Origin of the sequence: Bacillus sp. YKCMOAS1 (genome assembly GCF_030268125.1) — a bacterium.
Classification (GTDB): Bacteria; Bacillota; Bacilli; order Bacillales; family Bacillaceae; genus Bacillus; species Bacillus safensis.
Genome location: NZ_BSEI01000001.1, coordinates 875,329 through 896,952, shown reverse-complemented (window position 1 = coordinate 896,952; position 21,624 = coordinate 875,329). Strand labels below are relative to the sequence as shown.

Here is a 21,624-nt window from a genome sequence, read left to right as displayed (position 1 = left end):
GGTGAGCACACTGATCACATTCCAATACAAAGTATTTCTAACAGTTGTCGAATGCGGCAGTTTTACAAAAGCTGGGGAGAAGCTTGGGCTGACGCAGTCTGGGGTGAGTCATAATATTGCGAAGCTTGAGTCGGAACTCGGGATTGTGCTGCTTCGACGGAATCGAAACGGGCTGTCGTTGACAGACGCAGGTGAGCGGGTGATACCGCATATCCGGCAAATCATGCATCATGCGGCATTGCTTGAGCAGGAGGCGGCGCTAATTCAAGGGATGGAAGTGGGGAGTATCAAGATTGGGACATTCCCTAGTTTTTCTTCAAATGTCCTTCCACGCCTTATTCATCGTTTTACGCTAAGCTATCCGCATATCAAGCTGGAGTTATATGAAGGCGGTTATGAGGAGATCGAGGAATGGATCGCTTCAGGCACGGTTGATGTTGGTTTTTTAACGCAGTCATCGAGGGAATTCGAGACTGTTCCACTTTTTCAGGATGAATTGGTGGTGCTCATACAAGAGAATCATCGCTTTCATACGAAGAATGTGATCGAAGTTGATTCATTACATGATGAAGCCTTTATCATGCCGAAAGCGGGTTGCGACATACTCGTCAAGAAGCTGTTAAAAGAAAGAGGCGGCGTGAAGCCTCATGTTTTGTTTGAAATTGAAGACAACAATACGCTCATTTCTATGGTTCAAGAAGGGATTGGGGTCACAATCATTCCAAAATTAGTTTTGCCGCCGCACATACCTCATACGAAAGTCATTCCACTAGAGACGAGCGTCTTTCGTGAGGTCAACCTGGCGTTCAAATCGTTCAAGACAGCTTCCCCATCGGCGAAAAGATGGATTGAAACGGTCAAAAGTCATTTTAAATAGAATCAGCTTGAACAGAAGGTCTCCCATTCAAGCTGGTGTTTTATAAAGTCAACACGCCTCGGATCGTGATGACAGCTGCGCCTGCCACTTTGATCACCGGCTTTGATTCATTTGGAATGACTGTGATACGAAGCAAGCCAGGCCTGCCGATGGCATCGCCTTGGGCAATGTTCAGGTGAGTGATTTCTTGCTGAGAAATGACGCCCTCCAAATAAAGATATCCAGCCAATGCCCCATTTGCTGCCCCCGTCACAGGATCTTCCGATATACCAATCCCAGGTGCAAAATCTCTCGTATAAAGATCGCATTCTTTTGAGGTGTGGAACGTATAAAGGTGGGTTGTCGATATGCCATGCTCTTTATTCATTCTAGCTAAAGCCGCTAAGTTTGGTGTCGCTTGATCAATGTCCTGTTGGTGCTTCATCGGAACAAGAAGATGCCAGTTACCGGTGTTTGCTAATTTGATAGGAAAGGATGAATCAATGCGGTCACTGCTCACACCAAGCATGTCACTAAGCTCTTCTAAATCGATGACAAAATCTCGTGTCTTCGGTGTCACCTGCGTCATTTCCACATCAACGACCTTGCCATTTTCTTCGTGCCATACGACAGGAACCTTGCCGATTTTTGTTTCTAACACAACCCCTGATCTCTCTTTAGCCAGCCCTAGCTCCGTCGCCAGAAGCCAAGTCAATCCAACAGTCGCATGCCCGCAAAAATTGACCTCTTCCGTTGGCGTGAAGTATTTGACCCGATAATCGGCTTCCTTATCATGGGCAGGCAGCAAGAAGACGGATTCCGGTAAATTCAACTCCTTGGCGATGCTCTGCATGTCATCTTCTGTTAAAAACTCACCATCCAACACCACCCCAGCGGCATTTCCTCCAAATTTCTCAGTTGTAAAAGCATCAACATGATACACTCTAATGTCTCTCATCTGACGAACCCTCCTATACATTTTTGTTACGTTAATCATAAGTTTGTTTGATGTATTCGTAAAATGAATCTTTTTGATGTTTTAAATCGGAGATGTTCATGTAAGAGAGGAAGTTTTCGCAGAATAATAGTTTGAATAAAGTATAATGAAAGAAAAAATGAAGTGAGGGATGCGACATAGCTCTGGGTGGATACATCAATATCGGACTTGTTTTTTATGAGACCATTCATATACCAAATACTTTTCGTCAATTGATTGATTATCTAGCTCAAAAAGACATGTCTATTACAAAAGTAAAGTTTAGTCAGGACCCTGACGGAGAAAGATGGATTGAACACGTTGTTAAAGAGAATACCATCAAAGATGATGCCTTTTCAGGTTATTATATAGAATTTGAATTGTTGGGGTCGAAGCTAAATGATATGACCATTAACATACAAAAAGAAGCAGGTTATGTAGGGTTCGTTATCTGTTTAAAGTGGACAGAGGTTGTTTCTCATGATGTCATTCATCTTCAGCAGGAGATCATACGCTGTCTTGTGGATCTTTATCATACGTTTACGTTTGAATATGCATTCATTGGACATGAAATTGAAGTCGAGATTCATCCAGATGTTTTTAAAAAGTGCCTGCAAGACCAGCATGCTTTTCCAGTTGCTCTAATTGGGAAAGGAAATTACATAGATATTTATTATGGTGATGTGGCGATTGATGGTCTTTCTTCTCAAGAAAGAAGGATAGAATGTTTAAAAGTTAAAAGCTAATAGTAAAAAAACCTCCTGATACTCTCAGGAGGCTTTTTCCGTCCATCACCCATAATAATTATTCGCTTGAATAAAAAATTGGGATTGTGTGTAGTTATATGTGATTTTCGAAAAGTCGAAGGGCTGGCCGTTTGTGAGGTGAAAGACCGTCTCGACGCGGAGAGCGGGATCGTCTTGTTTGAGGCCGAGGTGCGTCGCTTCGGTTTCATTCAATTTGCCTACTTGTAAGTACATATCGGAGAAGCCGACTTTGAGTCCAAGCCCTTCACTGACGAATTTAAAAACAGAATCGGCGGCAATTTCTGTGTTGAGATAGGGAATGATCGTTTTTCGGTAATAGGATTCTTCTAAACATAAGGTTTGTCCATTGATGTAACGAATGCGTTTTAGATAAAAAACATCCTCGTCTTGTTCAATATTCAAATTAAGTGCAGCTTCTTCGGACGGCTTGATGGTGTCTAGCATTAAAACCTCTGATGTCAGTTGAAATTCCTCTAAATCTTTTTTAAACCCTTGGTTGGATAAAAGGCTGATGTAGCCCTTACGGCGGTGTCTTCGAACAAAGATGCCGCTGCCCCTCACTTGATAGATAATTCCTTTTTTTTCGAGTAATTCTAACGATTTGATAATGGTACTTTTGCTCACAGCAAATTGGCTCATGAGTGTTTCGAGTACAGGGAGCTTATCCCCTTGCTGCAGCTCATGGGTGACAATATATTTTTCAATATCGCTCGCAATTTGTTGATACTTTAACATGGCCATTCCTCTTTGTTTTCACGATTTATTGTCTTTGTATTATAGCACATACCAAATTTCCTTTGATATGCTATTTAAAATTATATATGTATTGATAAATTGTACCGGTATAATTATAATGTACATATACTAGTAGTGATAAAGGGGGGTTTTATATGTCAAAAGTGAGGGACTATCAAAAGCTTGCAGAAGACATCTTAGAGGCAGTTGGCGGAGAAGAAAATGTGGTGAGTGCCGCAAGATGCGCCACGCGGCTGCGTTTGGTCTTGAAACGTTCGAATCCAAAGGCAAAGGAAGCAGTCAATGCGATGCCTGGCGTCATTACCGTGGTGGAAAATGGCGGTCAATTTCAGGTCGTTATCGGTCAGCATGTTGGTGAGGTATACGAGAATTTTTCCAGCCTTGTTCAGCTGCAGCCGTCTGATGATGATCAGCCAAATGAAAACAAGGGAACGGTGCTGAACCGTGTCATCGCGACCATGTCTGCTGTGTTTGCGCCATTTGTGTATATTTTGGCAGCAGCAGGTATTTTACAAGGTGCACTTATCCTCATTAATTTATTATTTCCAAGCTTTTCGAAAACGGGAACGTATGAAGTCTTTAGCTTTATTTCATGGGCGCCGTTTACGTTCTTGCCTATCTTTATCGCCATCACAGCAGCCAAGCATTTTAAAACGAATATGTATATCGCCGTAGCGTGTACAGCAGCGCTTGTCAGTCCAGCTTGGACGGAGATTGCTGGACGCGTGGCATCAGGGGAAGGCGTTACTTTTTTAGGCATAGCGTTATCTGAAACAGTTTATACGTCATCTGTTTTGCCGCCGCTATTCTTGGTATGGATCCTTTCATATGTAGAGAGATTTTTAAACAAACGCATTCACGAAGTGGTCAAACCGTTATTTGTGCCATTTATCTGTATGGTTGTCATGGTTCCGTTAACGATTCTATTAATTGGTCCTCTTTCGACAGCAGGTGCAAATGGGATTGCAAACGGATACAATGTCTTAGCAGAAAATGTCCCAGCTTTAGCAGGTGCCATTATCGGGGGATTCTGGCAAGTGCTTGTCATTTTCGGTGTTCACTGGGGCATCACGCCAATGGTGCTCGCCAACTTTGAACAATATGGACGTGACTCCTTCCAGGCATATCAAACCATCGCTGTTATCGCTCAGGTCGGCGCAGTGTTAGGGGTTATTTTAAAAGCAAGAAACCGCGAAACACGAAAAGTCGGGGTTTCAGCGGGAATCACGGGTCTCTTTGGAATTACTGAGCCTGCAATTTATGGGGTTACCCTGCGTTTCAAAAAACCATTTATTTTCGGATGTATATCTGGAGCGGTCGGTGCCATTGCTGCAAGCTTCTTTACGCCTTATTACTTTGCGTATGCAGGGTTGCCTGGTCCACTGACGATTGTAAACGGAATTAGTTCAGATTATCCAACATCGATCATCGGCATATTGATTGGTGTCGCAATTGCGCTGATCTTACCAGTTGTGCTTATTCAAATGTTTGGTTATGGGGAAGATACAGTGGAACAGACAGCAGGTGCAACGTCTGATAAAGAGCAAGTTGGAGAAAAAATGAATGCTTCGATGAACAATGAAGAAACCATTCCTGCACCGCTTGCAGGGAAAGTGATCTCGTTATCTGAAGTGCCGGATGCCGTATTTAGCTCGGGGGCGATGGGCAAAGGGTTTGCGATTGAACCGACAGACAACAAGCTGTATGCACCGTTTGACGGCAGTGTCGTCATGCTTGCGCCAACAAAGCATGCGATTGGACTGCGTTCAGAATTCGGGGTGGAGTTACTAGTTCATGTTGGAATTGATACGGTTTCCCTAGATGGCTCAGCATTTACTCTGCATATCAAAGAAGGCAGCAAGGTGAAGAAGGGTGACTTGTTGATGACATTTGATCAAGAAGCCATTGAAAGCAAAGGATTAAAAACAATCACACCAGTCATCATCACCAATACACAAGCGTACGAAGATGTGATTGTAGAAGAACAATCGACATGTCAGCCAACAGACGTCATGATCACAATTGTGAAATAGGAGGAATGAATAATGACATTACCAAAAGATTTTCTATGGGGCGGAGCATTAGCTGCACATCAATTTGAAGGTGGATGGAATGAAGCAGGAAAAGGCCCAAGTGTTGTAGATGTGATGACAGCAGGTGCTCACGGAGTACCGAGACAAATAACTGAAACGATAGAAGAAGATAAATTTTATCCGAACCATGAAGCGATCGATTTCTACCATCGTTATAAGGAAGATATCACAATGTTTGCCGAAATGGGTTTAAAATGTTTACGTACATCGATTGGCTGGAGCCGGATTTTCCCTAAGGGAGATGAAGAAGAACCGAATGAAGCAGGTTTACAATTCTATGATGATGTATTTGATGAACTGCTCAAGCATGGCATCGAGCCTGTGATTACGCTGTCTCACTTTGAAATGCCGCTCCATTTAGCAAGAGAGTACGGCGGGTTCCGCAGCCGAAAAGTCGCTGAGTATTTCGCGAAATTCGCAGAAGTATGCTTCAATCGATACAAAGACAAGGTCACATACTGGATGACATTTAATGAAATCAATAACAAAATGGATGTCAACAACCCACTATTCCTTTGGACAAATTCAGGGGTGTCAGTCAAAGAAGGCGAAAATGCCAAAGAAGTCATGTATCAAGCAGGACATCATGAATTACTTGCAAGTGCATGGGCAGTAGCCAAAGGAAAAGAAATTAATCCTGCTTTCCAAATTGGAGCGATGGTGTCACACGTGCCAATCTATCCATATTCCTCAAACCCTGAGGATGTCATGCTGGCAGAGGAATATATGAGACAGCGCTATTTCTTCCCAGATGTACAGGTGCGAGGCTACTATCCGAGCTATGCATTAAAAGAATTCGAACGCGAAGGCTATCACATTCCATTTGAAGAAGGCGATGAAGAAAGCTTAAGAAAAGGAAAAGTGGATTATCTAGGCTTTAGTTACTACATGTCGACAACGGTTAAAAGTGATACGGTGTCTGATCACAACGGAGACATTGTCAACGGAGCCCTGCCGCATGGTGTAGATAACCCTTATATCAAATCAAGTGACTGGGGCTGGTCCATTGACCCGACAGGCTTAAGATATACATTGAATCGTTTTTACGATCGCTATCAAATCCCGTTATTCATTGTAGAAAATGGATTTGGTGCAATAGATCAAGTGGAAGAAGACGGTTCTATTCACGATCCAGAAAGAATTCAATATCTGGCTTCTCATATCGAAGCACTGAAAAAAGCCATTGAATACGATGGTGTCGACCTTATTGGCTACACACCTTGGGGCATCATTGATATCGTGTCATTCACAACAGGCGAAATGAAAAAACGCTACGGCATGATCTACGTTGACCGCGACAATGAAGGAAACGGCTCAATGAAGCGCCTCAAAAAAGATTCGTTTACTTGGTATCAAAACGTCATCGCAACGAACGGTGAAGAAGTGTAAATATAGATAATAGAGAGCCGAATGAGCATGGTATCGCTTGTTCGGTTTTTTTTGTGTGCTAACTCCATGAATGCAAATAGCTATTAACACCCCAATAGAAAACCCTGCCAAGGTTGAATTGAGTTCTAATATACTCTATGAAGTCATCCAGACTCTCCGATAATTAATAGTCGGTGTAGTTACTCTGTTCCTCAAAAAACTTCAAAAACTCTTTCGTCGCAGCTGATAAGTAGCTGTTTGATCTCCAAACCAATGAAGGATCAGAAATCCATGGATCATCTTGAATGGAGATCTTTTTAAATTCCTTCGTAAGTCGATGATTTACCATAGATAAAGGTAATATTGTAGCCCCAAATCCTTTTCTTACTAAACTTAATAACATAGCAGAGTCGTGACATTCACATAATATATTAGGCGTTAATTCCAACTGTTGAAATGTATCAACAATTTGATCAAATAATCCCACTCCTTCTGTTGGACGGAGTAATAAAAGTGGAATGTCAGAAAGTGTTTGTATGCTGATTTCTTTTTCATCTATCTTATATTCTTTAGGGACAACTAATACACAAGGATCTGTATACAAACTTTTCACTTTAATATCTTTTTTAGGAAAAGGTCCTCCTGTAATCGCAACATCAATTTGCCGATTATTCAATAATGTCATTAAGTGAGCAGAGTTTCCTTCCCAAATATTAAATTTAACATGTGAATGCTTTTTTCGAAATTCAGTGAGAGCAGATAGTAAAATCGGTGCACAATAGATAGTAGAACCAATTGAAAGTGTTCCGCTTATTTCCTCACTAAATTCTTTAATTTCATGAATAGCATCCTCCATGCTATAAACTATTTTTCTAGCCTTTTTTAAAAAGAGTTCTCCCTGAGCGGTCAGAGTGACTTTCTTCTTTTTATTCCTTTCAAATAAAACAACACCTAATTCATCCTCCATCATTTTTAATTGCCTGCTAAGTGGTGGCTGAGCCATGTGCAAGTATTCTGCAGCTTTAGAGATAGTACCTTGTTCTGCAATCGCTATAAAATATCGTAGTTGTCGAATATCCATATTTCTTCTCCTGTCTTTTTTATACTTTCTAAGTATTATATATAAATAATATGAATATTATCAATATAATAAATTGGGTAGTATACTTTATCTAGAGATATGAATCATTAAATATTAAAGAAGGTGAAGCATATATGAAGATTATTGTTGGAATGTCTGGTGCGACAGGAGCCATCTTTGGAATTCGTCTTTTAGAAATTCTCAAACACACAGATATTGAAACTCATTTGGTCATGTCTTCATGGGCAGCGGCAACCATAAATGTTGAGACATCTTACACGGTGAAGGATGTTGAAGAATTAGCTGATTTCACATATTCATATAAGGATTTAGGTGCGAAAATTTCAAGCGGATCCTTTAGAGTAGATGGAATGATTGTTGCTCCTTGTAGTATGAAAACTCTTGCATCAATTCGAATGGGGCTGGCAGACAATCTTGTTACACGTGCTGCTGATGTCATTTTAAAAGAGAGAAAAAAATTGTTATTGATGACCCGTGAAACACCTCTTAATGATATTCATCTTGAAAATATGTTGGCTTTATCAAGAATGGGATCTATCATTTTCCCTCCAATGCCTGCTTTTTATAATCATCCTCAACAGATTGATGATATTGTTAACCACATTGTTTACAGAGCCTTAGATCAGTTTGGTATTCAATTATCAGAAGCTAAGAGATGGGACGGTATTAAAAAAGCGAAGTAATCTAATCATAAGATGTTTTCGAGAGGCAAGAAGATTTACTTTTTCAATCAGGTTCGTCCTAAAAGGACGAACCTTTTTTATTAGATTCCCATTTTAAACTTCATTTTAGTTAATCATCATACTATAAAGGTATATTTTAAATATTTAATAGATATTTTTAATATCATAAAATGGGGCGTACAATGGTGATGTAAGGGAAAACACATCACATAAAAATTGCTGAATAGGAGGATTTCCCATGTCCTATAGAGATTTAAGAGAGTTTCTAGATTTACTAGAATCAGAAAATCAACTAGTTCGTATTAAGGATGAAGTCATGCCTGAACCAGATTTAAGCGCGATTGGCCGTTCTGCCCCGGATATGGAGAATGCACCAGCTGTTCTTGTAGAAAAAGTGAAAGGATATAACACACCTGTTGTCCTAAATGTACACGGTTCATGGCAAAACCATGCCTTGATGCTTAACATGGACAAGAACACACCAGTTAAAGAACAGTTTTTCGAATTAGAAAGAATTTGGGATAGATATCCGATTAAACCTGTTTGGGTAGATAAAAAAGATGCACCAGTTAAAGAAGTTGTAATTGAGGAAGATATCAATTTATTTGATGTGCTGCCACTGTTTCGTATTAATGAATTCGATGCGGGTTTTTATCTTTCTAAAGCTCTTGTGGTTAGTAAGGATCCAAATAAGCCTGAAAGCTATGAGGAACAAAATGCCGGAACTTACCGTATTCAAGTAAAGGGTAAAGATAAAGTAGGAATTCAGCCACTTCCATTTCACGATATAGCGGTCCATCTAAAACATGCAGAAGAAAAAAATGAACCTTTACCAATTGCCATTTGCTTAGGTAACGATCCTGTCTTGAGCTTTATGGCGAGTACACCGATAGAATATGCTCAATCCGAATATGATTTTGCCGGAGCCTTAAAAGGAGAAGCAATTGAATTAACGAAAAGTGAGCAAGGTCAATTAGATATTCCAGCGAGAAGTGAGGTTGTTCTAGAGGGATACATTATGCCTCGTGAAAGAGAGATAGAAGGCCCATTTGGCGAATTTCCTGGAAGTTATTCAGGAGCACGTTTGCAGCCGATTGTAAAAATCACTAAAATCACTCACCGTATAAATCCAATTTTTGAAAACTTATACTTAGGTATGCCATGGACGGAAATTGATTATTTAATGGCTTTAAATACAAGTTTACCATTGTATAAACAGTTAAAGCGTGACTTCCCAGAAGTTGAGGCAGTAAACGCAATGTATACACACGGTATAGGAACTATTGTATCGACAAAATCTCGGTTAGGTGGATACGGTAAGGCGGTTGCGATGAGGCTATTATCCACTCCTCACGGAATGCCTTATACGAAAATAGCGATTATCGTAGATGAATTCGTTGATCCGTTTAATTTAGAACAAGTGATGTGGGCATTAACAACTCGGGTACGTCCAGACAAAGATGTTTTCAAAATTCCATATGCGCCTGGAATGCCATTAGATCCATCTTCTGACCCTGCTGGTATGCACACAAAGCTAGTCATTGATGCGACAACTCCGATTGCACCTGATATTGCCCGAGATACTGAACTTTTGGCTACGCCAGAAAAAGCAGAAGAATGGTCTGCCATTCTCCGTGATTTAATAAAAAAGGGAGGAAATAAATAATGAAGTGTCCGAGATGTGAATCTGAAAAAGTAAGCTTATTAACAAAGTCTCCGGTTAAGGATGCTTGGGAAGTATATATTTGCGATACTTGTACCCTATCTTGGAGAAATACAGAAGGTCCTAATATCACAGACCCCGAAAAATATGACAAACGTTTCAAGTTGGATGCAACTAAATTTAAAGAGTTAGATCAAATTCCTCCAATCCCAAAGTTAATAGATTAATGTAAAAATAAGAAGATCTCTATATACCGCTTAGAGATCTTCTTATTTAGTAAAAAAGTAACGATAGATTGTCAAATGAATCTTGGCTCAGTATCGTCTAATAGGTGAAGGTAAGGTGGTGTTAGCATGTGTAAAACGGAATTGTCTCCTGAGGTATTTGAATTCTTGAATGGAAAAGAGCTGTCAGATAAACAGCATGAAGCTATGATGTTAATGACTGTAGGAGAGGATGGCTGGCCACATAATGCGATGATTAGTGTGGGGGAAATTGTGGCATTAAACCGCCAAGAGTTAAGAATTGGTTTATGGCCAAATACAACGACTACATCCAATATCATTCGTACACAGAAAGCGACTTTGGTAATGGTATGTCAAGGAAAGGTTCACTATATTAGACTGTCTCTGAAAAGGCTAGATAAGACGCCTGACAGCCATTATGTAAGAGAAAGATTCTCTGCTCAAGTTGTTTTAGCTAGGGAAGATGTAGCAAAATATGCTCAAATAATCTCTGGCATCAACATCGACTTATTCAATGAGAAAGAAGTCATTGAACGCTGGGAAAATACAGTGAAAGAAATGAAAGAATAAGTAAAAGGGATGGCTTAGTTAAGCCCATCCCTTTTTTCTCTTAGAAAGGATATTTTCTTGGTTGATTTTGTACAGAAACCCACTGGACTCTGGTGAATTCTTCTAGAGCCCATTGGCCCCCAAAGCGACCAATTCCAGAAGCCTTTTCCCCGCCAAATGGCGCCAGGCTATCATCATTTACGCTTTGATCGTTCACATGAGCCATTCCGCTTTCAATGCGTCTTGCTAATGTAATCCCTTTTTCAATATTCTCTGTAAAGATACCAGCGCTTAAACCATATTCACTGTCGTTTGCGATATGGATTGCTTCTTCCTCATTGTCAAAAGGAATGATAGAAACAACTGGACCAAATATCTCACTGCGTGCAATCTTCATGTCGTTATTGACATCTGCAAATACAAACGGTGTGATCAGATTTCCTTCTCTTTTTCCTTCTAACACTAATTTAGCACCTTCATTTTTTCCTTCTTCAATGATCGACATGACATGATCAGCTTGTTTCTCATTAATTAGAGGCCCAATCACTACAGAAGGGTCTACTGGGTTCCCACATTTTAATGAAGCTGCTCTTGCAGTGTACTTTTCAATAAAGGTATCATAAAGATTACGATGAACGAGAATGCGGTTAATAATCATACAAATTTGCCCTTGATGTAAAAATTTACCGAAAATTGCAGCGTTTATCGCTTGGTCAATGTCTGCATCTTCCAATACAATAAACGGATTGTTTCCACCAAGCTCTAAGGCTGTTCGTTTTAGGTTTTTCCCCGCAATTGAACCAATATGACGCCCAACGCCAGTTGAACCTGTAAAAGAGATGATTTTTGGAATGGGATGTTCGATAAATGAGTCTCCAATTTCTTTTGTATTGGTCAGGATTAAGTTGAAAACCCCTTTTGGCAAACCAGCATCTTCAAACGCTTTTGCAATGACGACACCACCTGATAATGCTGTTTGCATGTCTGGTTTGTGTACAACTGAATTTCCTGTAGCAATTGCAACAGCAATAGAGCGCATAGATAAGTGAAGAGGAAAATTAAATGAACTGATAATACCAGCTACCCCTATAGGTGCTCGATAGACATAATTTGTTTTGTTTTCTATTAAAGCAGGAAGCTCTGATCTCTCTTCTAGTTGGTGTGGATAATCCATTGATTGTTTCAAAACATTCATGGTAGCTTCGAGTTCAATATTGGCTTTCACGAAGGAACTCCCTGCTTCTTTACAGAGCGTATCTAGTATGTCATCCTTATGTTTTTCAAAGAACTGATATGCTTTTTCAAGCACGCTCACCTTTTTTGAAGCTGATACTTTCCCCCAATGTTCTTGAGCTTCTTTTGCAGCTTGATAGGCTGCGTGAATATCCTCTTCTGAAGCTATATTTACTTCAGCAATGACCTCTGAAGTATACGGGTTATAAACTTTCTGAATTTTATTTGATGAACCTTTTCTCCATTGTCCATCAATATATTGATTTATTTTTTTTGTGAATAAATCCACAATTATTCCCCCTTGTGTCTATCAATTTCAGCCATTATTTAATTATAATGATGATATATTAAGAGGGGAAATATCCATTTTGTATAAAGAAAATACCTATTAAGTATCTTATTCCTCGAATTTTAATAGGATAGGATGAACAAAAGAACCTTCCAGAGTGGAAGGTTCTTTATTGTCATGTTCAGCTAATTTTCACAATCGGTTTTAAAACGGCACCAGATTTCGAATCAGCAAAGGCTTGGTTGATATCTTCGAATTCATAAAATTTCACTAGCTTATCAAATGGGAACAACCCTTTTTTATAGAAATCAATAAGTTTCGGAATGAATAACTTAGGAACTGCATCGCCTTCAATCACACCCATTAATGTCTTACCTTCAGCCATGATATCGTTATGGACATCAAACTCCATTTTTGGTGTGACTCCAACAACTGCGGACACACCTAGCGGCTTTAGAGCATGTAATGATTGACGAACAACAGGTGGTACACCCGTTGTTTCAACAGCATAATTAGTTCCACCGTTTGTTATTTTTTTAATTTCTTGCACAGCATCTACTTTTGCTCCATTAAAGACATCTGTAGCACCTAATTCCTTGGCAAGTGCTAATCGGTTTTCATGTACATCTATCGCAATGATTTGTTTACAGCCTGCAATTTTCGCAGCCATAATGGCACTTAATCCGACTGCTCCACAGCCATATACAGCAATTGTCGAACCAAATTCAGGTTTTAATTTATTTAAAACGGTTCCACTTCCTGTTTGGATTCCACAACCTAATGGTCCAAGAAGAGCCAAATCAACATCTTTCTCTACTTGAACGACATTTCGTTCGTTAACAACTGCATATGTGGCAAATGAAGATTGTCCAAAGAAAGTAGAAACTGCATGATTGTGTTTGTGTATTCTGTTTGTATGATCTTCCATCTTGCCATCAAAATTTAGTTCATTGAACCGCATGCAGCTAGTAGGATGTGCAGCTAAACAGTTTTCACATTCTCCACAAGAAGCAAATGATAAGACAACATGATCTCCTTCTTTAACGGACTTGACACCATCTCCGACAGCTTCTACAATTCCAGCTCCTTCGTGGCCTAAAACTACAGGGAAGGGTGATAATCCCATATCGCGAGCGACAGCATCTGTATGACAAACTCCAGTTGCTACCACTTTAATTAATACTTCATTACTTTTTGGGTTTTCTAGCTTTAGTTGTTCAAATACAAAATCTTCACCTTGTTTTTCAATGACAGCCGCCTTAATTTCCATCATAAAGCCCCCTTTTATGAACTCTTCTTAATGTGAATTAAGAAATCAGAGAAATTATATGCTGTAACTGTTTAGATTACAAGTGATTGATTTCCGGTTAATTGACAAGAAGAGGGTGACGATGAAAGCGTGGTAAGGGTTGTACCCGTTTGAGAAAAAAGTCCTAATTTGAACAAATGGATTGTTTTATTAGAAAATTCTTGTGATGATAGTATAAAAAAACAAGGATTGTTAAGTTGATTTTTATGAATAACAACAGAAAAACAAAAATCGAAACCTTAAAAAGAAAAAGCAGAAGAAAGCACTTAATGAACGAATTGAGCTACATGACACTTCCAGAACACCCCTTTTTAGATATCGAAGAAAATCAATTGTTTTGTCAGAAGGTGTTTGCTTTCCTTTATGCAAGAGAAAATAAGATTCAAATACATGGGGATAACTATCGAGAACATATAAAAAAATCTACACAAATGTTAAAGGAATTGGTCAAGAATGCAGAACGTTATCCCAAAGAAGCTAGAATCATGTTTTTTCGAGAGCATGAAATTGAAGCTCTTTTAGTAAACGTGAACGAAGTGTTTAGCCATTTAAACCAGCTTCTTGAGCAAACGAAATTTTCAATTGGATATGGAGATTTTATGTTAGTCACAGAGGATTTTCATTTTGGATTATGCATTGAACGGACGGAATATTTTTATGAGTTAAGTACTTGGGGACTTTAAGTTTAGACGGTCTTTATTAGAAAGAGCATGACAATACCATTCATTTTCAATAGGTACGATTAGATGATATAACAGTGCTCTTTGATCTATATTTAATCAATTTATTATTGTTTTTCGAGAAAAAACATTGCTTTTGTGAAGATAATTAATTACTATAAAGATATTAACATGTTAAAAGCGGTTTCATGAAACGATGAAAATTTAAAAATAGAATAATGCGTACATTCAATAAGGCGTGTTACTGTTCGGCAGGCAAGACCTAGATTGGATGGGATATATGTATTTGTATATTCCCACCCAATCCAGGTCTTTTTTTGTTGCCTGAGCGCCTATAATCAAAATTGAAAGCGGTGACTTTAATGAATCATAAAGACTTAGCTCAAGACATTCTAAAACATATTGGCGGAAGCGAAAATGTTCAAAATGCCATCCACTGTATGACGAGATTAAGGCTGACTTTAAAAGATTCTTCACGCGCAAACTCTGAAGAAATTAGTCGTCTTGATGGCGTCATTCAAGTAGCAGATACAGCTGGTCAGTATCAAATTATTATTGGAAATGATGTTGGTTATGTTTATAAAGAGTTTGCAAAACTGATTGATCAAAATCCGGAAGCAAGCGGACAGATTGTACAGAACAAAGATCATAGCTTGAAAGGATATTTCAATCGTTTTGCCAATTTAATCACTGGAATTTTTGCACCGATCATCCCTGCGATCGCTGGTGCAGGAATGTTGAAGGCTCTATTAATTTTATTGCCGATGCTAAATTTGATGAAAGAAGACAGCCAAACCTATTTGGTATTGAAAATCATCTCAGATGCAGCGTTCTTCTTCTTGCCTATTTTGTTAGCCTATACAAGCTCACAGAAATTCGGCACAAACCCTATGGTATCAATGGCTTTGGCTGGGGTTTTGTTACATCCTAACTTAACAGCCCTGTTTAGCAGTGGTGATCCAGTTGTCTTTGCGGGCATCCCGCTAAAAGCTGTTTCATATGGTGCATCGGTTATTCCGATCATACTCATTGTCTGGCTGATGTCTTATGTAGAAAAGCTGGCAGATAAATTATCACCGGGACCGGTCAAAATCTTTATGGTTCCTTTAATTACGATGATTATTGTTGCTCCGATTGGTTTACTGTTTTTAGGGCCGCTCGGTATGTATCTTGGTGCAGGCTTAGCTGCAGGGGTCTTATGGATCCAGCAAACTGCGGGATGGGCAGCTGTTGCGATTTTAGCCGTTTTCTTACCTTTTATCGTCATGTTTGGGATGCAGAAGGTGTTCTATCCAGTTGTTATCGCCTCTCTTGCTTCGCCTGGATACGATGCTCTCATTGGGGTCGCTATGTTAGCGGCGAACTTTGCGCAAGGTGGAGGTGCTTTGGCTGTTTCATTTAAAACCAAAGATCCTAAGTTAAAACAAATTGCGATGTCCGGAGGAATTTCTGCTTTATTTGGTATAACAGAACCTGCATTATACGGCGTTCATTTAAAACTTAAGAAAACATTACTCGCATGTATGATTGGAGCAGGGGTTTCAGGTATTTTTGTTGGATTGATTAAGCTAAAGGCGTTTGTCATGGTTTCACCTGGTATTGCAACAATGCCAATCTTTATTGAAAAAGGGACTTCAAACTTTACGTTTGCTATTATTGGTGCAGTCATGGCAGCGGTCATCGCGTTTATTGCTGTTTACATCATCGGCTTTAAAGATACAGAAACTGAAAACATTGAGAAGAAAAATGAGCCTGTCTCCACATCAGAAAGCACAAGAAATCGTGAAGTCATTTATGCACCGATGAAAGGAGACATCATTCCTTTAGCAAAAGTGAATGATAAGGTATTCTCTGAAGAAGTGATGGGGAAAGGGGCAGCAATTCAACCTAGTGAAGGGAAAGTATTTGCTCCTTTTGATGGACAAGTAGAAATGATTTTCCATACAAATCATGCCATTGGTTTAAAATCCAACCTTGGTGTGGAAGTTCTGATTCATATTGGTATTGATACCGTGAACTTAAATGGACAATATTTTACTTCACATGTTCAAAAAGGTGATACAGTGAAACAAGGTCAACTTCTGATTGAATTTGATCAACAGAATATACAAAAGGCTGGCTATGATACAACAACACCAGTCATTATTACAAATACAGCTGATTATTTAGAAATTTTACCCCAAGAGGGAAAAACGAATCCTGTTTCTGGTCATCAGCAGCCACTTTTAACAGTTTTATAAATCGATTTTGAATGTATCCAGGAAGGTGATATGGTATGGAAATTATAAAAGTGCTGAATACCAGTGTGGTTCTCGCTAAAAGAGATGACGGTAAGGAAATCATCGTAATGGGTAAAGCCATTGGATTTAAAAATAAGCCAGGCAGTCTTATTCAAGAGTCTGATATTCAAAAGATCTATGTGCTAGAAGATCAAAGCACGTCTAATGATTTAGCTGAGCTTATGAGGGAGACCCCAGAGGAATTTTTAATCATGACGGATGAGATTATATCCTATGCGAAGCGCCGTTTATCTACACACTTAAATGAGCATCTTTATATTTCTTTAACCGATCACCTTTTCATGGCTACGAAGCGCTTTAAGGAAAATTTAACGATACAAAATCGCCTGCTGTGGGAAGTGAAGAAATTTTACCCCGAGGAATTCAGTATTGGTCTGCATGCACTAGAGCTGATTGAAAAACAGTTAGGCATTCAGCTGCCTGAAGAAGAAGCGGCGAATATTGCATTTCATCTAGTAAATGCGCAGCAGACTAAAGATAATTTAAATCAAATCGTGATGATGACCAATATGGTCAAAGACATTTTAAATATTATCAAAATGCATTATAAAATCGACATTCCGACAGATACGATTAATTACTCCAGGTTTTTAACACATTTACAGTTCTTTGTTCAACGTTTACTTGAGAACAAAATGCTTGAAACAGATGATCACGATCTAATTGATCAAATCATGAGGAAGTATCCTGAAGAAGTAAAATGTGTGGAGAAAATCGAGAAATATATTAAAACCAATGTGGATTACACGATTTCCAGTGACGAAAAAATGTATTTAATTATTCATGTCAATCGAGTGGTTCAAAGAAATAACGCATAGTCTTGAGGAGGAAGAAACATGTCTAATCAAATCAAGAAATTTCCAGAAGGTTTTTTATGGGGTGGCGCCATTGCGGCAAACCAAGCAGAAGGTGCATGGAATGTAGACGGAAAAGGGCTATCGACTGCTGATGTGGCGATCTTTAAAAAAGGTCTCAGTAAGTCTGACTATAAAAAGCACAACAAAGTGGATGAAGAACAAATTCAGCAAGCGATGCGTGCAAATACCGCTGAAGGTTATCCGAAACGAAGAGGTGTAGACTTTTATCATCGTTATCCTGAAGATATGGCGCTGTTCAAAGAAATGGGATTGAAGACGTTACGTGTTTCGATTGCATGGACACGTATTTTTCCAAACGGTGATGAAGAAGAGCCAAATGAAGCGGGATTATTATTTTACGACCGCCTATTCGATGAGATGAAGAAACATGATATTGAACCACTCGTCACGTTATCTCATTATGAAATGCCGCTATACTTAGTGAATCAATATGGAGGATGGTCTCATCGCATTGTCGTTGATTTCTTTGTGAAATTTAGTCGAGTTGTATTTGATCGATATAAAGATAAAGTCAAGTATTGGCTGACTTTCAATGAAATTGATAGTATTGTCCGACATCCATTTACAAGTGGTGGAATCGTTTCAGAGCGCTTTGACAATGTAGAACAGGCAGTTTATCAAGCATTGCATCATCAATTTGTTGCAAGTGCTTTGGCCGTTAAATATTGTCATGAAATGATCCCAGGGGCAAAAATAGGGTGTATGCTGACGAAATTAACAACATATCCGTATTCTTGTAATCCAAAGGATGTTCTGAAGGCATCAAAGAACAATCAGTTCAATATGTTTTTTACAGATGTACAGGTGCGTGGTGAGTATCCGCGTTTTATCAATCGACTGTTTAAAGAAAAGAACATTCACATTGAGAAACAGCTGGGAGATGACGAATTATTAAAGGTGCATACGGTTGATTTTATTTCATTCAGTTACTACAATTCCTTGGTTGCTACTGAAAATAGTGAAGGCATGGAAACTGTCAGCGGCAATACAATAGGTGGAGTGAAAAACCCATATTTAGAAGTGAGTGAATGGGGCTGGCAGATCGACCCGATTGGAATTCGTATCTCTTTAAATGATTTATACGATCGCTATCAACTACCACTATTTATAGTTGAGAATGGATTAGGTGCATACGATAAGGTGGAAGATGGAAAGATAAATGATGATTATCGGATTAGCTATCATGAGCAGCATTTCCAGCAGATGCTGGAAGCCATTGAGGATGGAGTCGAATTAATAGGTTACACCAGCTGGGGAATTCTTGATTTAATTAGTTACTCGTCATCTGAAATGGAAAAGCGATATGGGTTTATCCATGTTGATCAAGATAACGATGGAAACGGAACGTTAAATCGAACACCTAAAAAAAGCTTTTACTGGTATCAAGAAGTCATTCGTCAAAATGGGTTGAAAATGAACGATGAACAGAATTGAGACATCACTTAAGGAGTGGAATGAACCACTCCTTTTTTCTATCGATGGTGTCATACGCTTAACTGATGAATTCCCCTCAAATTTAAGCAATTTACTATCTTTACCTTTCTCATTCGTATAAAATAAGAGCAGTGAAAAATTGAAGAAATGCTTGATACATGAAGGGCGTGTAAGCTGTGAGCTGCATGACATGATGAGATGTATGAACGTGAAGGCTGCAAAGCTGTTCTTCCTCACATATGAGATCTTGTAAGCGTAACCATTATTTGTCACTTCATTGCGATGGTGTTGAGGGGTGTGTCAGGATGAGGAATCCGTATGTGAGAACGGCTTCTAGTCTGTATATTAATTACTTTTTATTAGGTATGGTCAATATTATTTTGGCTTCAAATATGCCATTTTTAATCAAACAATTAGATACCAATAGTGCGGGAATTAGTTATATGATTTCGGCGCTTGGCATTGGCAGGGTGCTCACGTATGGTTTATCAGGCGTACTGTCAGATCGTTTTGGGCGAAAGCCGGTCATTTTGGTTTCTGGTATGCTGATGGCGGTGTTCCTCATCGGAATCCCATTGTCTCCGAATTATCAAATCGCGTTTGCGTTTGCGATTTTGGCAGGGGTCGCGAATTCGGCAATGGATGCAGGAACGTATCCTGCGTTAATGGAGACTTTTCCGCAAAATTCGGGATCTGCGAATGTGATGGTGAAGGCCTTTATCTCCATTGGGGCAACCATTTTGCCACTGGCGATTTTCCTTTTAGCAGAGCATGATTTGTTTTATGGAATTTCATTTTTTGTTCCTGCTCTGATCTATCTTGTGAATGTCTTGATGCTGTGGACCTTGCCATTTCCGAATCATCGCAAGGTGGAGCAAGTCCAGGTAACGGAGACTGACGGACTTCCGCGCTTCTCGACAGAGCCTACATTTTGGAGGGAAGGGATCGCACTCATTTTGATCAGCTTTACGTCAAATGGGCTGTATGCGCTGCCGCAAATTTGGCTTCCTACGTACGGTGAGGCTATCTTGGGGATGGCTTCGGGCAGTGCTGTGAAACTGCTCAGTTACTATAGCATAGGCGGGCTGCTGTCTGTTGTGATGCTCGCATTTCTTTTGCGCCGTTTTGTCCGTCCGGTCACTGTACTGCTGATCTATCCAATCATTACACTTGTTTCTATTTGTGTACTCTTGGTCGTGAAATCGCCAGTCATAGGAACCGTCAATGCTTTTGTATTAGGGTTTTCAACAGCAGGAGTTTTTCAGCTGACGTTAACTGTGATGGCTGAATTCTTCTGGAAAAACAAAGGGACGATGACAGGGATTATCTCCACAGCAGGCGGCGTGTCGGCTATCGTCATCCCGGTCGTAACAGGGTTAATTCAGAGTCACGCGTCCATTTTACAAATCTTTATGTTCGATGCAGTGGTGGCTGTTGCAGCCATTATCGGCGCACTGTATATCCTGTATCGCTACCGTCAAGTTATGGTACATGATTAAAAAAAGACGACCTCCGCTTAGGAAGTCGTCTTTCTTTTGTTTTAGAAACGGTCATTTTCAAAAAGAATTTGTTTTACTTGATCAACTGGCATATCTTCACCAGTAAAGAGTTTGTAAGCAAGTGCTCCTTGCCATAACATCATTCCAAGACCGTTAATCGTTTTGGCGCCAGCTTCCTGTGCTTGTGCAAGAAGCTTTGTTTTTTGCGGGTTGTATACGACATCTGTCACGATCAAATCTTCACGAAGTACATCAAGTGTATCATCGATAATGCTGAGCTGATCTAGTGGTTTCATGCCAAGGCTTGTCCCGTTTGCCAGGATCGCACTTTCTGCTACTTCACGGCGGAACGCGTCTTTGTCTTCAAGTGGGAAAATGTTTGCTTTGACACCGAAAGATTTCATTTCGTTGTTGATGTAATTTACATTTTCTTCTGCTTGAACAAAGTATTGGTCATTACGAGCAAATATACTAATTTCACGAATGCCGGACTGTGCAAGCTGAATCGCAATCGGAGTTGCCGCGCCGCCAGAGCCAACGAGTGTGACTTTTTTGCCGGCTAATTCAACGCCATGCTCAATCAAGTTTCTCACATATCCAAGACCATCTGTGTTGTAGCCGATGAGTTTACCATCTTTGTTTACTACAGTGTTACTTGCACGTGTATATCTTGCAGAATCATCTAGTTCGTCTAAGTAATCTAGTACTTTCATTTTGTTCGGCATAGAGACGTTAAATCCAGCTGCACCCATTGCTTTCATACCGTTTACGGCTGCTTCTAGTTCATCATTCCCTACTTCAAATGCGAGGTAAGCATAGTTGATACCTGTTAGTGTATAGCCAAGGTTATGCATACGTGGTGAAAGGCTGTGTCCGATTGGTGTAGCAAGAAGACCGACTAATTTTGTTTTTCCATCAATATTTCGTTCATGTATGTTTGTCAT

The 21,624-nt window shown here is 39.6% G+C and carries 19 protein-coding genes; 13 read left to right on the top strand and 6 right to left on the bottom strand.

The annotated features are described in order from the left end of the window. Position 1: 1 nt before the first annotated feature. On the top strand, positions 2-877 hold the full coding sequence (locus QSJ46_RS04550) for a LysR family transcriptional regulator (RefSeq protein WP_285604348.1): 876 nt from the start codon (positions 2-4) through the stop codon (positions 875-877). Between the two features lie 40 nt (positions 878-917). Here the strand turns inward: QSJ46_RS04550 and QSJ46_RS04545 are convergent, their stop codons facing one another. Further along, positions 918-1,814, bottom strand: a complete 897-nt coding sequence (locus QSJ46_RS04545) for a PhzF family phenazine biosynthesis protein (RefSeq protein ID WP_285604347.1) — start codon at positions 1,812-1,814, stop codon at positions 918-920. Between the two features lie 176 nt (positions 1,815-1,990). Between QSJ46_RS04545 and QSJ46_RS04540 the strand changes: the two genes are divergently transcribed. After that, positions 1,991-2,578, top strand: a complete 588-nt coding sequence (locus tag QSJ46_RS04540) for an Imm64 family immunity protein (protein WP_352230639.1) — start codon at positions 1,991-1,993, stop codon at positions 2,576-2,578. Between the two features lie 45 nt (positions 2,579-2,623). On the opposite strand, the gene QSJ46_RS04535 is transcribed toward QSJ46_RS04540, so the two are convergent. Beyond that, the gene (locus tag QSJ46_RS04535; RefSeq protein WP_285604346.1) at positions 2,624-3,334 is read right to left on the bottom strand and encodes a GntR family transcriptional regulator; all 711 of its coding nucleotides are present in this window, start codon (positions 3,332-3,334) and stop codon (positions 2,624-2,626) included. Between the two features lie 155 nt (positions 3,335-3,489). Here QSJ46_RS04535 and QSJ46_RS04530 point away from each other — a divergent pair, with 155 nt between their 5' ends. Further along, positions 3,490-5,388, top strand: a complete 1,899-nt coding sequence (locus tag QSJ46_RS04530; RefSeq protein WP_107162800.1) for a beta-glucoside-specific PTS transporter subunit IIABC — start codon at positions 3,490-3,492, stop codon at positions 5,386-5,388. Between the two features lie 9 nt (positions 5,389-5,397). Then, positions 5,398-6,837 (top strand): 6-phospho-beta-glucosidase BglA, encoded by a 1,440-nt coding sequence (gene bglA, locus QSJ46_RS04525; protein ID WP_107162801.1) that lies wholly within the window; start codon positions 5,398-5,400, stop codon positions 6,835-6,837. Positions 6,838-7,000: 163 nt separating this feature from the next. Here bglA and QSJ46_RS04520 read toward each other — a convergent pair whose 3' ends face one another. Further along, on the bottom strand, positions 7,001-7,897 hold the full coding sequence (locus QSJ46_RS04520; protein WP_047202080.1) for a LysR family transcriptional regulator: 897 nt from the start codon (positions 7,895-7,897) through the stop codon (positions 7,001-7,003). 134 nt (positions 7,898-8,031) lie between these two features. Between QSJ46_RS04520 and QSJ46_RS04515 the strand changes: the two genes are divergently transcribed. The 4 genes from QSJ46_RS04515 to QSJ46_RS04500 all read left to right on the top strand — a co-directional run bounded on the left by QSJ46_RS04515 (position 8,032) and on the right by QSJ46_RS04500 (position 11,079). Continuing rightward, positions 8,032-8,601, top strand: coding sequence for a non-oxidative hydroxyarylic acid decarboxylases subunit B (locus tag QSJ46_RS04515; protein ID WP_047202079.1), 570 nt, complete (start codon positions 8,032-8,034; stop codon positions 8,599-8,601). Positions 8,602-8,839: 238 nt separating this feature from the next. After that, positions 8,840-10,267 carry a non-oxidative hydroxyarylic acid decarboxylases subunit C gene (locus tag QSJ46_RS04510; protein WP_285604345.1) on the top strand — a complete coding sequence of 476 codons (1,428 nt, stop codon included), beginning with the start codon at positions 8,840-8,842 and terminating at the stop codon, positions 10,265-10,267. Further along, on the top strand, positions 10,267-10,491 hold the full coding sequence (locus QSJ46_RS04505) for a non-oxidative hydroxyarylic acid decarboxylases subunit D (protein WP_047202077.1): 225 nt from the start codon (positions 10,267-10,269) through the stop codon (positions 10,489-10,491). Before QSJ46_RS04510 ends, QSJ46_RS04505 begins: the two co-directional genes overlap by 1 nt. A 126-nt stretch (positions 10,492-10,617) precedes the next feature. Continuing rightward, entirely contained in the window at positions 10,618-11,079 is a 462-nt protein-coding gene (locus QSJ46_RS04500) for a pyridoxamine 5'-phosphate oxidase family protein (protein WP_285604344.1), read from the top strand. A 40-nt stretch (positions 11,080-11,119) separates the two neighbouring features. On the opposite strand, the gene QSJ46_RS04495 is transcribed toward QSJ46_RS04500, so the two are convergent. Next, positions 11,120-12,580 (bottom strand): aldehyde dehydrogenase family protein, encoded by a 1,461-nt coding sequence (locus QSJ46_RS04495; protein ID WP_224931092.1) that lies wholly within the window; start codon positions 12,578-12,580, stop codon positions 11,120-11,122. A 181-nt stretch (positions 12,581-12,761) separates the two neighbouring features. Continuing rightward, entirely contained in the window at positions 12,762-13,850 is a 1,089-nt protein-coding gene (locus QSJ46_RS04490) for an NAD(P)-dependent alcohol dehydrogenase (protein WP_060698880.1), read from the bottom strand. 245 nt (positions 13,851-14,095) lie between these two features. Between QSJ46_RS04490 and QSJ46_RS04485 the strand changes: the two genes are divergently transcribed. The 5 genes from QSJ46_RS04485 (at position 14,096) to QSJ46_RS04465 (ending at position 20,680) form a co-directional block, all read left to right on the top strand. Continuing rightward, positions 14,096-14,572, top strand: coding sequence for a YxiF family protein (locus QSJ46_RS04485; protein ID WP_224931098.1), 477 nt, complete (start codon positions 14,096-14,098; stop codon positions 14,570-14,572). A 359-nt stretch (positions 14,573-14,931) separates the two neighbouring features. Further along, entirely contained in the window at positions 14,932-16,809 is a 1,878-nt protein-coding gene (locus QSJ46_RS04480) for a beta-glucoside-specific PTS transporter subunit IIABC (protein WP_285604343.1), read from the top strand. Between the two features lie 35 nt (positions 16,810-16,844). Next, complete coding sequence (licT, locus tag QSJ46_RS04475; RefSeq protein ID WP_048237973.1) at positions 16,845-17,687, top strand: BglG family transcription antiterminator LicT; 843 nt, start codon at positions 16,845-16,847, stop codon at positions 17,685-17,687. Between the two features lie 18 nt (positions 17,688-17,705). Continuing rightward, a complete protein-coding gene (locus QSJ46_RS04470) occupies positions 17,706-19,181 on the top strand; it encodes a glycoside hydrolase family 1 protein (protein WP_285604342.1) in 1,476 nt (491 codons plus the stop codon). Positions 19,182-19,486: 305 nt separating this feature from the next. Beyond that, positions 19,487-20,680, top strand: a complete 1,194-nt coding sequence (locus QSJ46_RS04465; protein ID WP_285604341.1) for an MFS transporter — start codon at positions 19,487-19,489, stop codon at positions 20,678-20,680. Between the two features lie 41 nt (positions 20,681-20,721). Here QSJ46_RS04465 and QSJ46_RS04460 read toward each other — a convergent pair whose 3' ends face one another. Continuing rightward, on the bottom strand, positions 20,722-21,624 hold the full coding sequence (locus QSJ46_RS04460) for a shikimate dehydrogenase (RefSeq protein WP_024423990.1): 903 nt from the start codon (positions 21,622-21,624) through the stop codon (positions 20,722-20,724).

Excerpts from the sequence above, each read along its gene's own strand:
- QSJ46_RS04545 (WP_285604347.1), bottom strand. The coding sequence starts at position 1,814 with ATGAGAGACATTAGAGTGTATCATGTTGATGCTTTTACAACTGAGAAA.
- QSJ46_RS04535 (WP_285604346.1), bottom strand. The coding sequence starts at position 3,334 with ATGTTAAAGTATCAACAAATTGCGAGCGATATTGAAAAATATATTGTC.
- QSJ46_RS04530 (WP_107162800.1), top strand. The coding sequence starts at position 3,490 with ATGTCAAAAGTGAGGGACTATCAAAAGCTTGCAGAAGACATCTTAGAG.
- QSJ46_RS04520 (WP_047202080.1), bottom strand. The coding sequence starts at position 7,897 with ATGGATATTCGACAACTACGATATTTTATAGCGATTGCAGAACAAGGT.
- QSJ46_RS04515 (WP_047202079.1), top strand. The coding sequence starts at position 8,032 with ATGAAGATTATTGTTGGAATGTCTGGTGCGACAGGAGCCATCTTTGGA.
- QSJ46_RS04510 (WP_285604345.1), top strand. The coding sequence starts at position 8,840 with ATGTCCTATAGAGATTTAAGAGAGTTTCTAGATTTACTAGAATCAGAA.
- QSJ46_RS04505 (WP_047202077.1), top strand. The coding sequence starts at position 10,267 with ATGAAGTGTCCGAGATGTGAATCTGAAAAAGTAAGCTTATTAACAAAG.
- QSJ46_RS04500 (WP_285604344.1), top strand. The coding sequence starts at position 10,618 with ATGTGTAAAACGGAATTGTCTCCTGAGGTATTTGAATTCTTGAATGGA.
- QSJ46_RS04490 (WP_060698880.1), bottom strand. The coding sequence starts at position 13,850 with ATGGAAATTAAGGCGGCTGTCATTGAAAAACAAGGTGAAGATTTTGTA.
- QSJ46_RS04485 (WP_224931098.1), top strand. The coding sequence starts at position 14,096 with ATGAATAACAACAGAAAAACAAAAATCGAAACCTTAAAAAGAAAAAGC.
- QSJ46_RS04480 (WP_285604343.1), top strand. The coding sequence starts at position 14,932 with ATGAATCATAAAGACTTAGCTCAAGACATTCTAAAACATATTGGCGGA.
- licT (WP_048237973.1), top strand. The coding sequence starts at position 16,845 with ATGGAAATTATAAAAGTGCTGAATACCAGTGTGGTTCTCGCTAAAAGA.
- QSJ46_RS04470 (WP_285604342.1), top strand. The coding sequence starts at position 17,706 with ATGTCTAATCAAATCAAGAAATTTCCAGAAGGTTTTTTATGGGGTGGC.
- QSJ46_RS04465 (WP_285604341.1), top strand. The coding sequence starts at position 19,487 with ATGAGGAATCCGTATGTGAGAACGGCTTCTAGTCTGTATATTAATTAC.
- QSJ46_RS04460 (WP_024423990.1), bottom strand. The coding sequence starts at position 21,624 with ATGACAAACATACATGAACGAAATATTGATGGAAAAACAAAATTAGTC.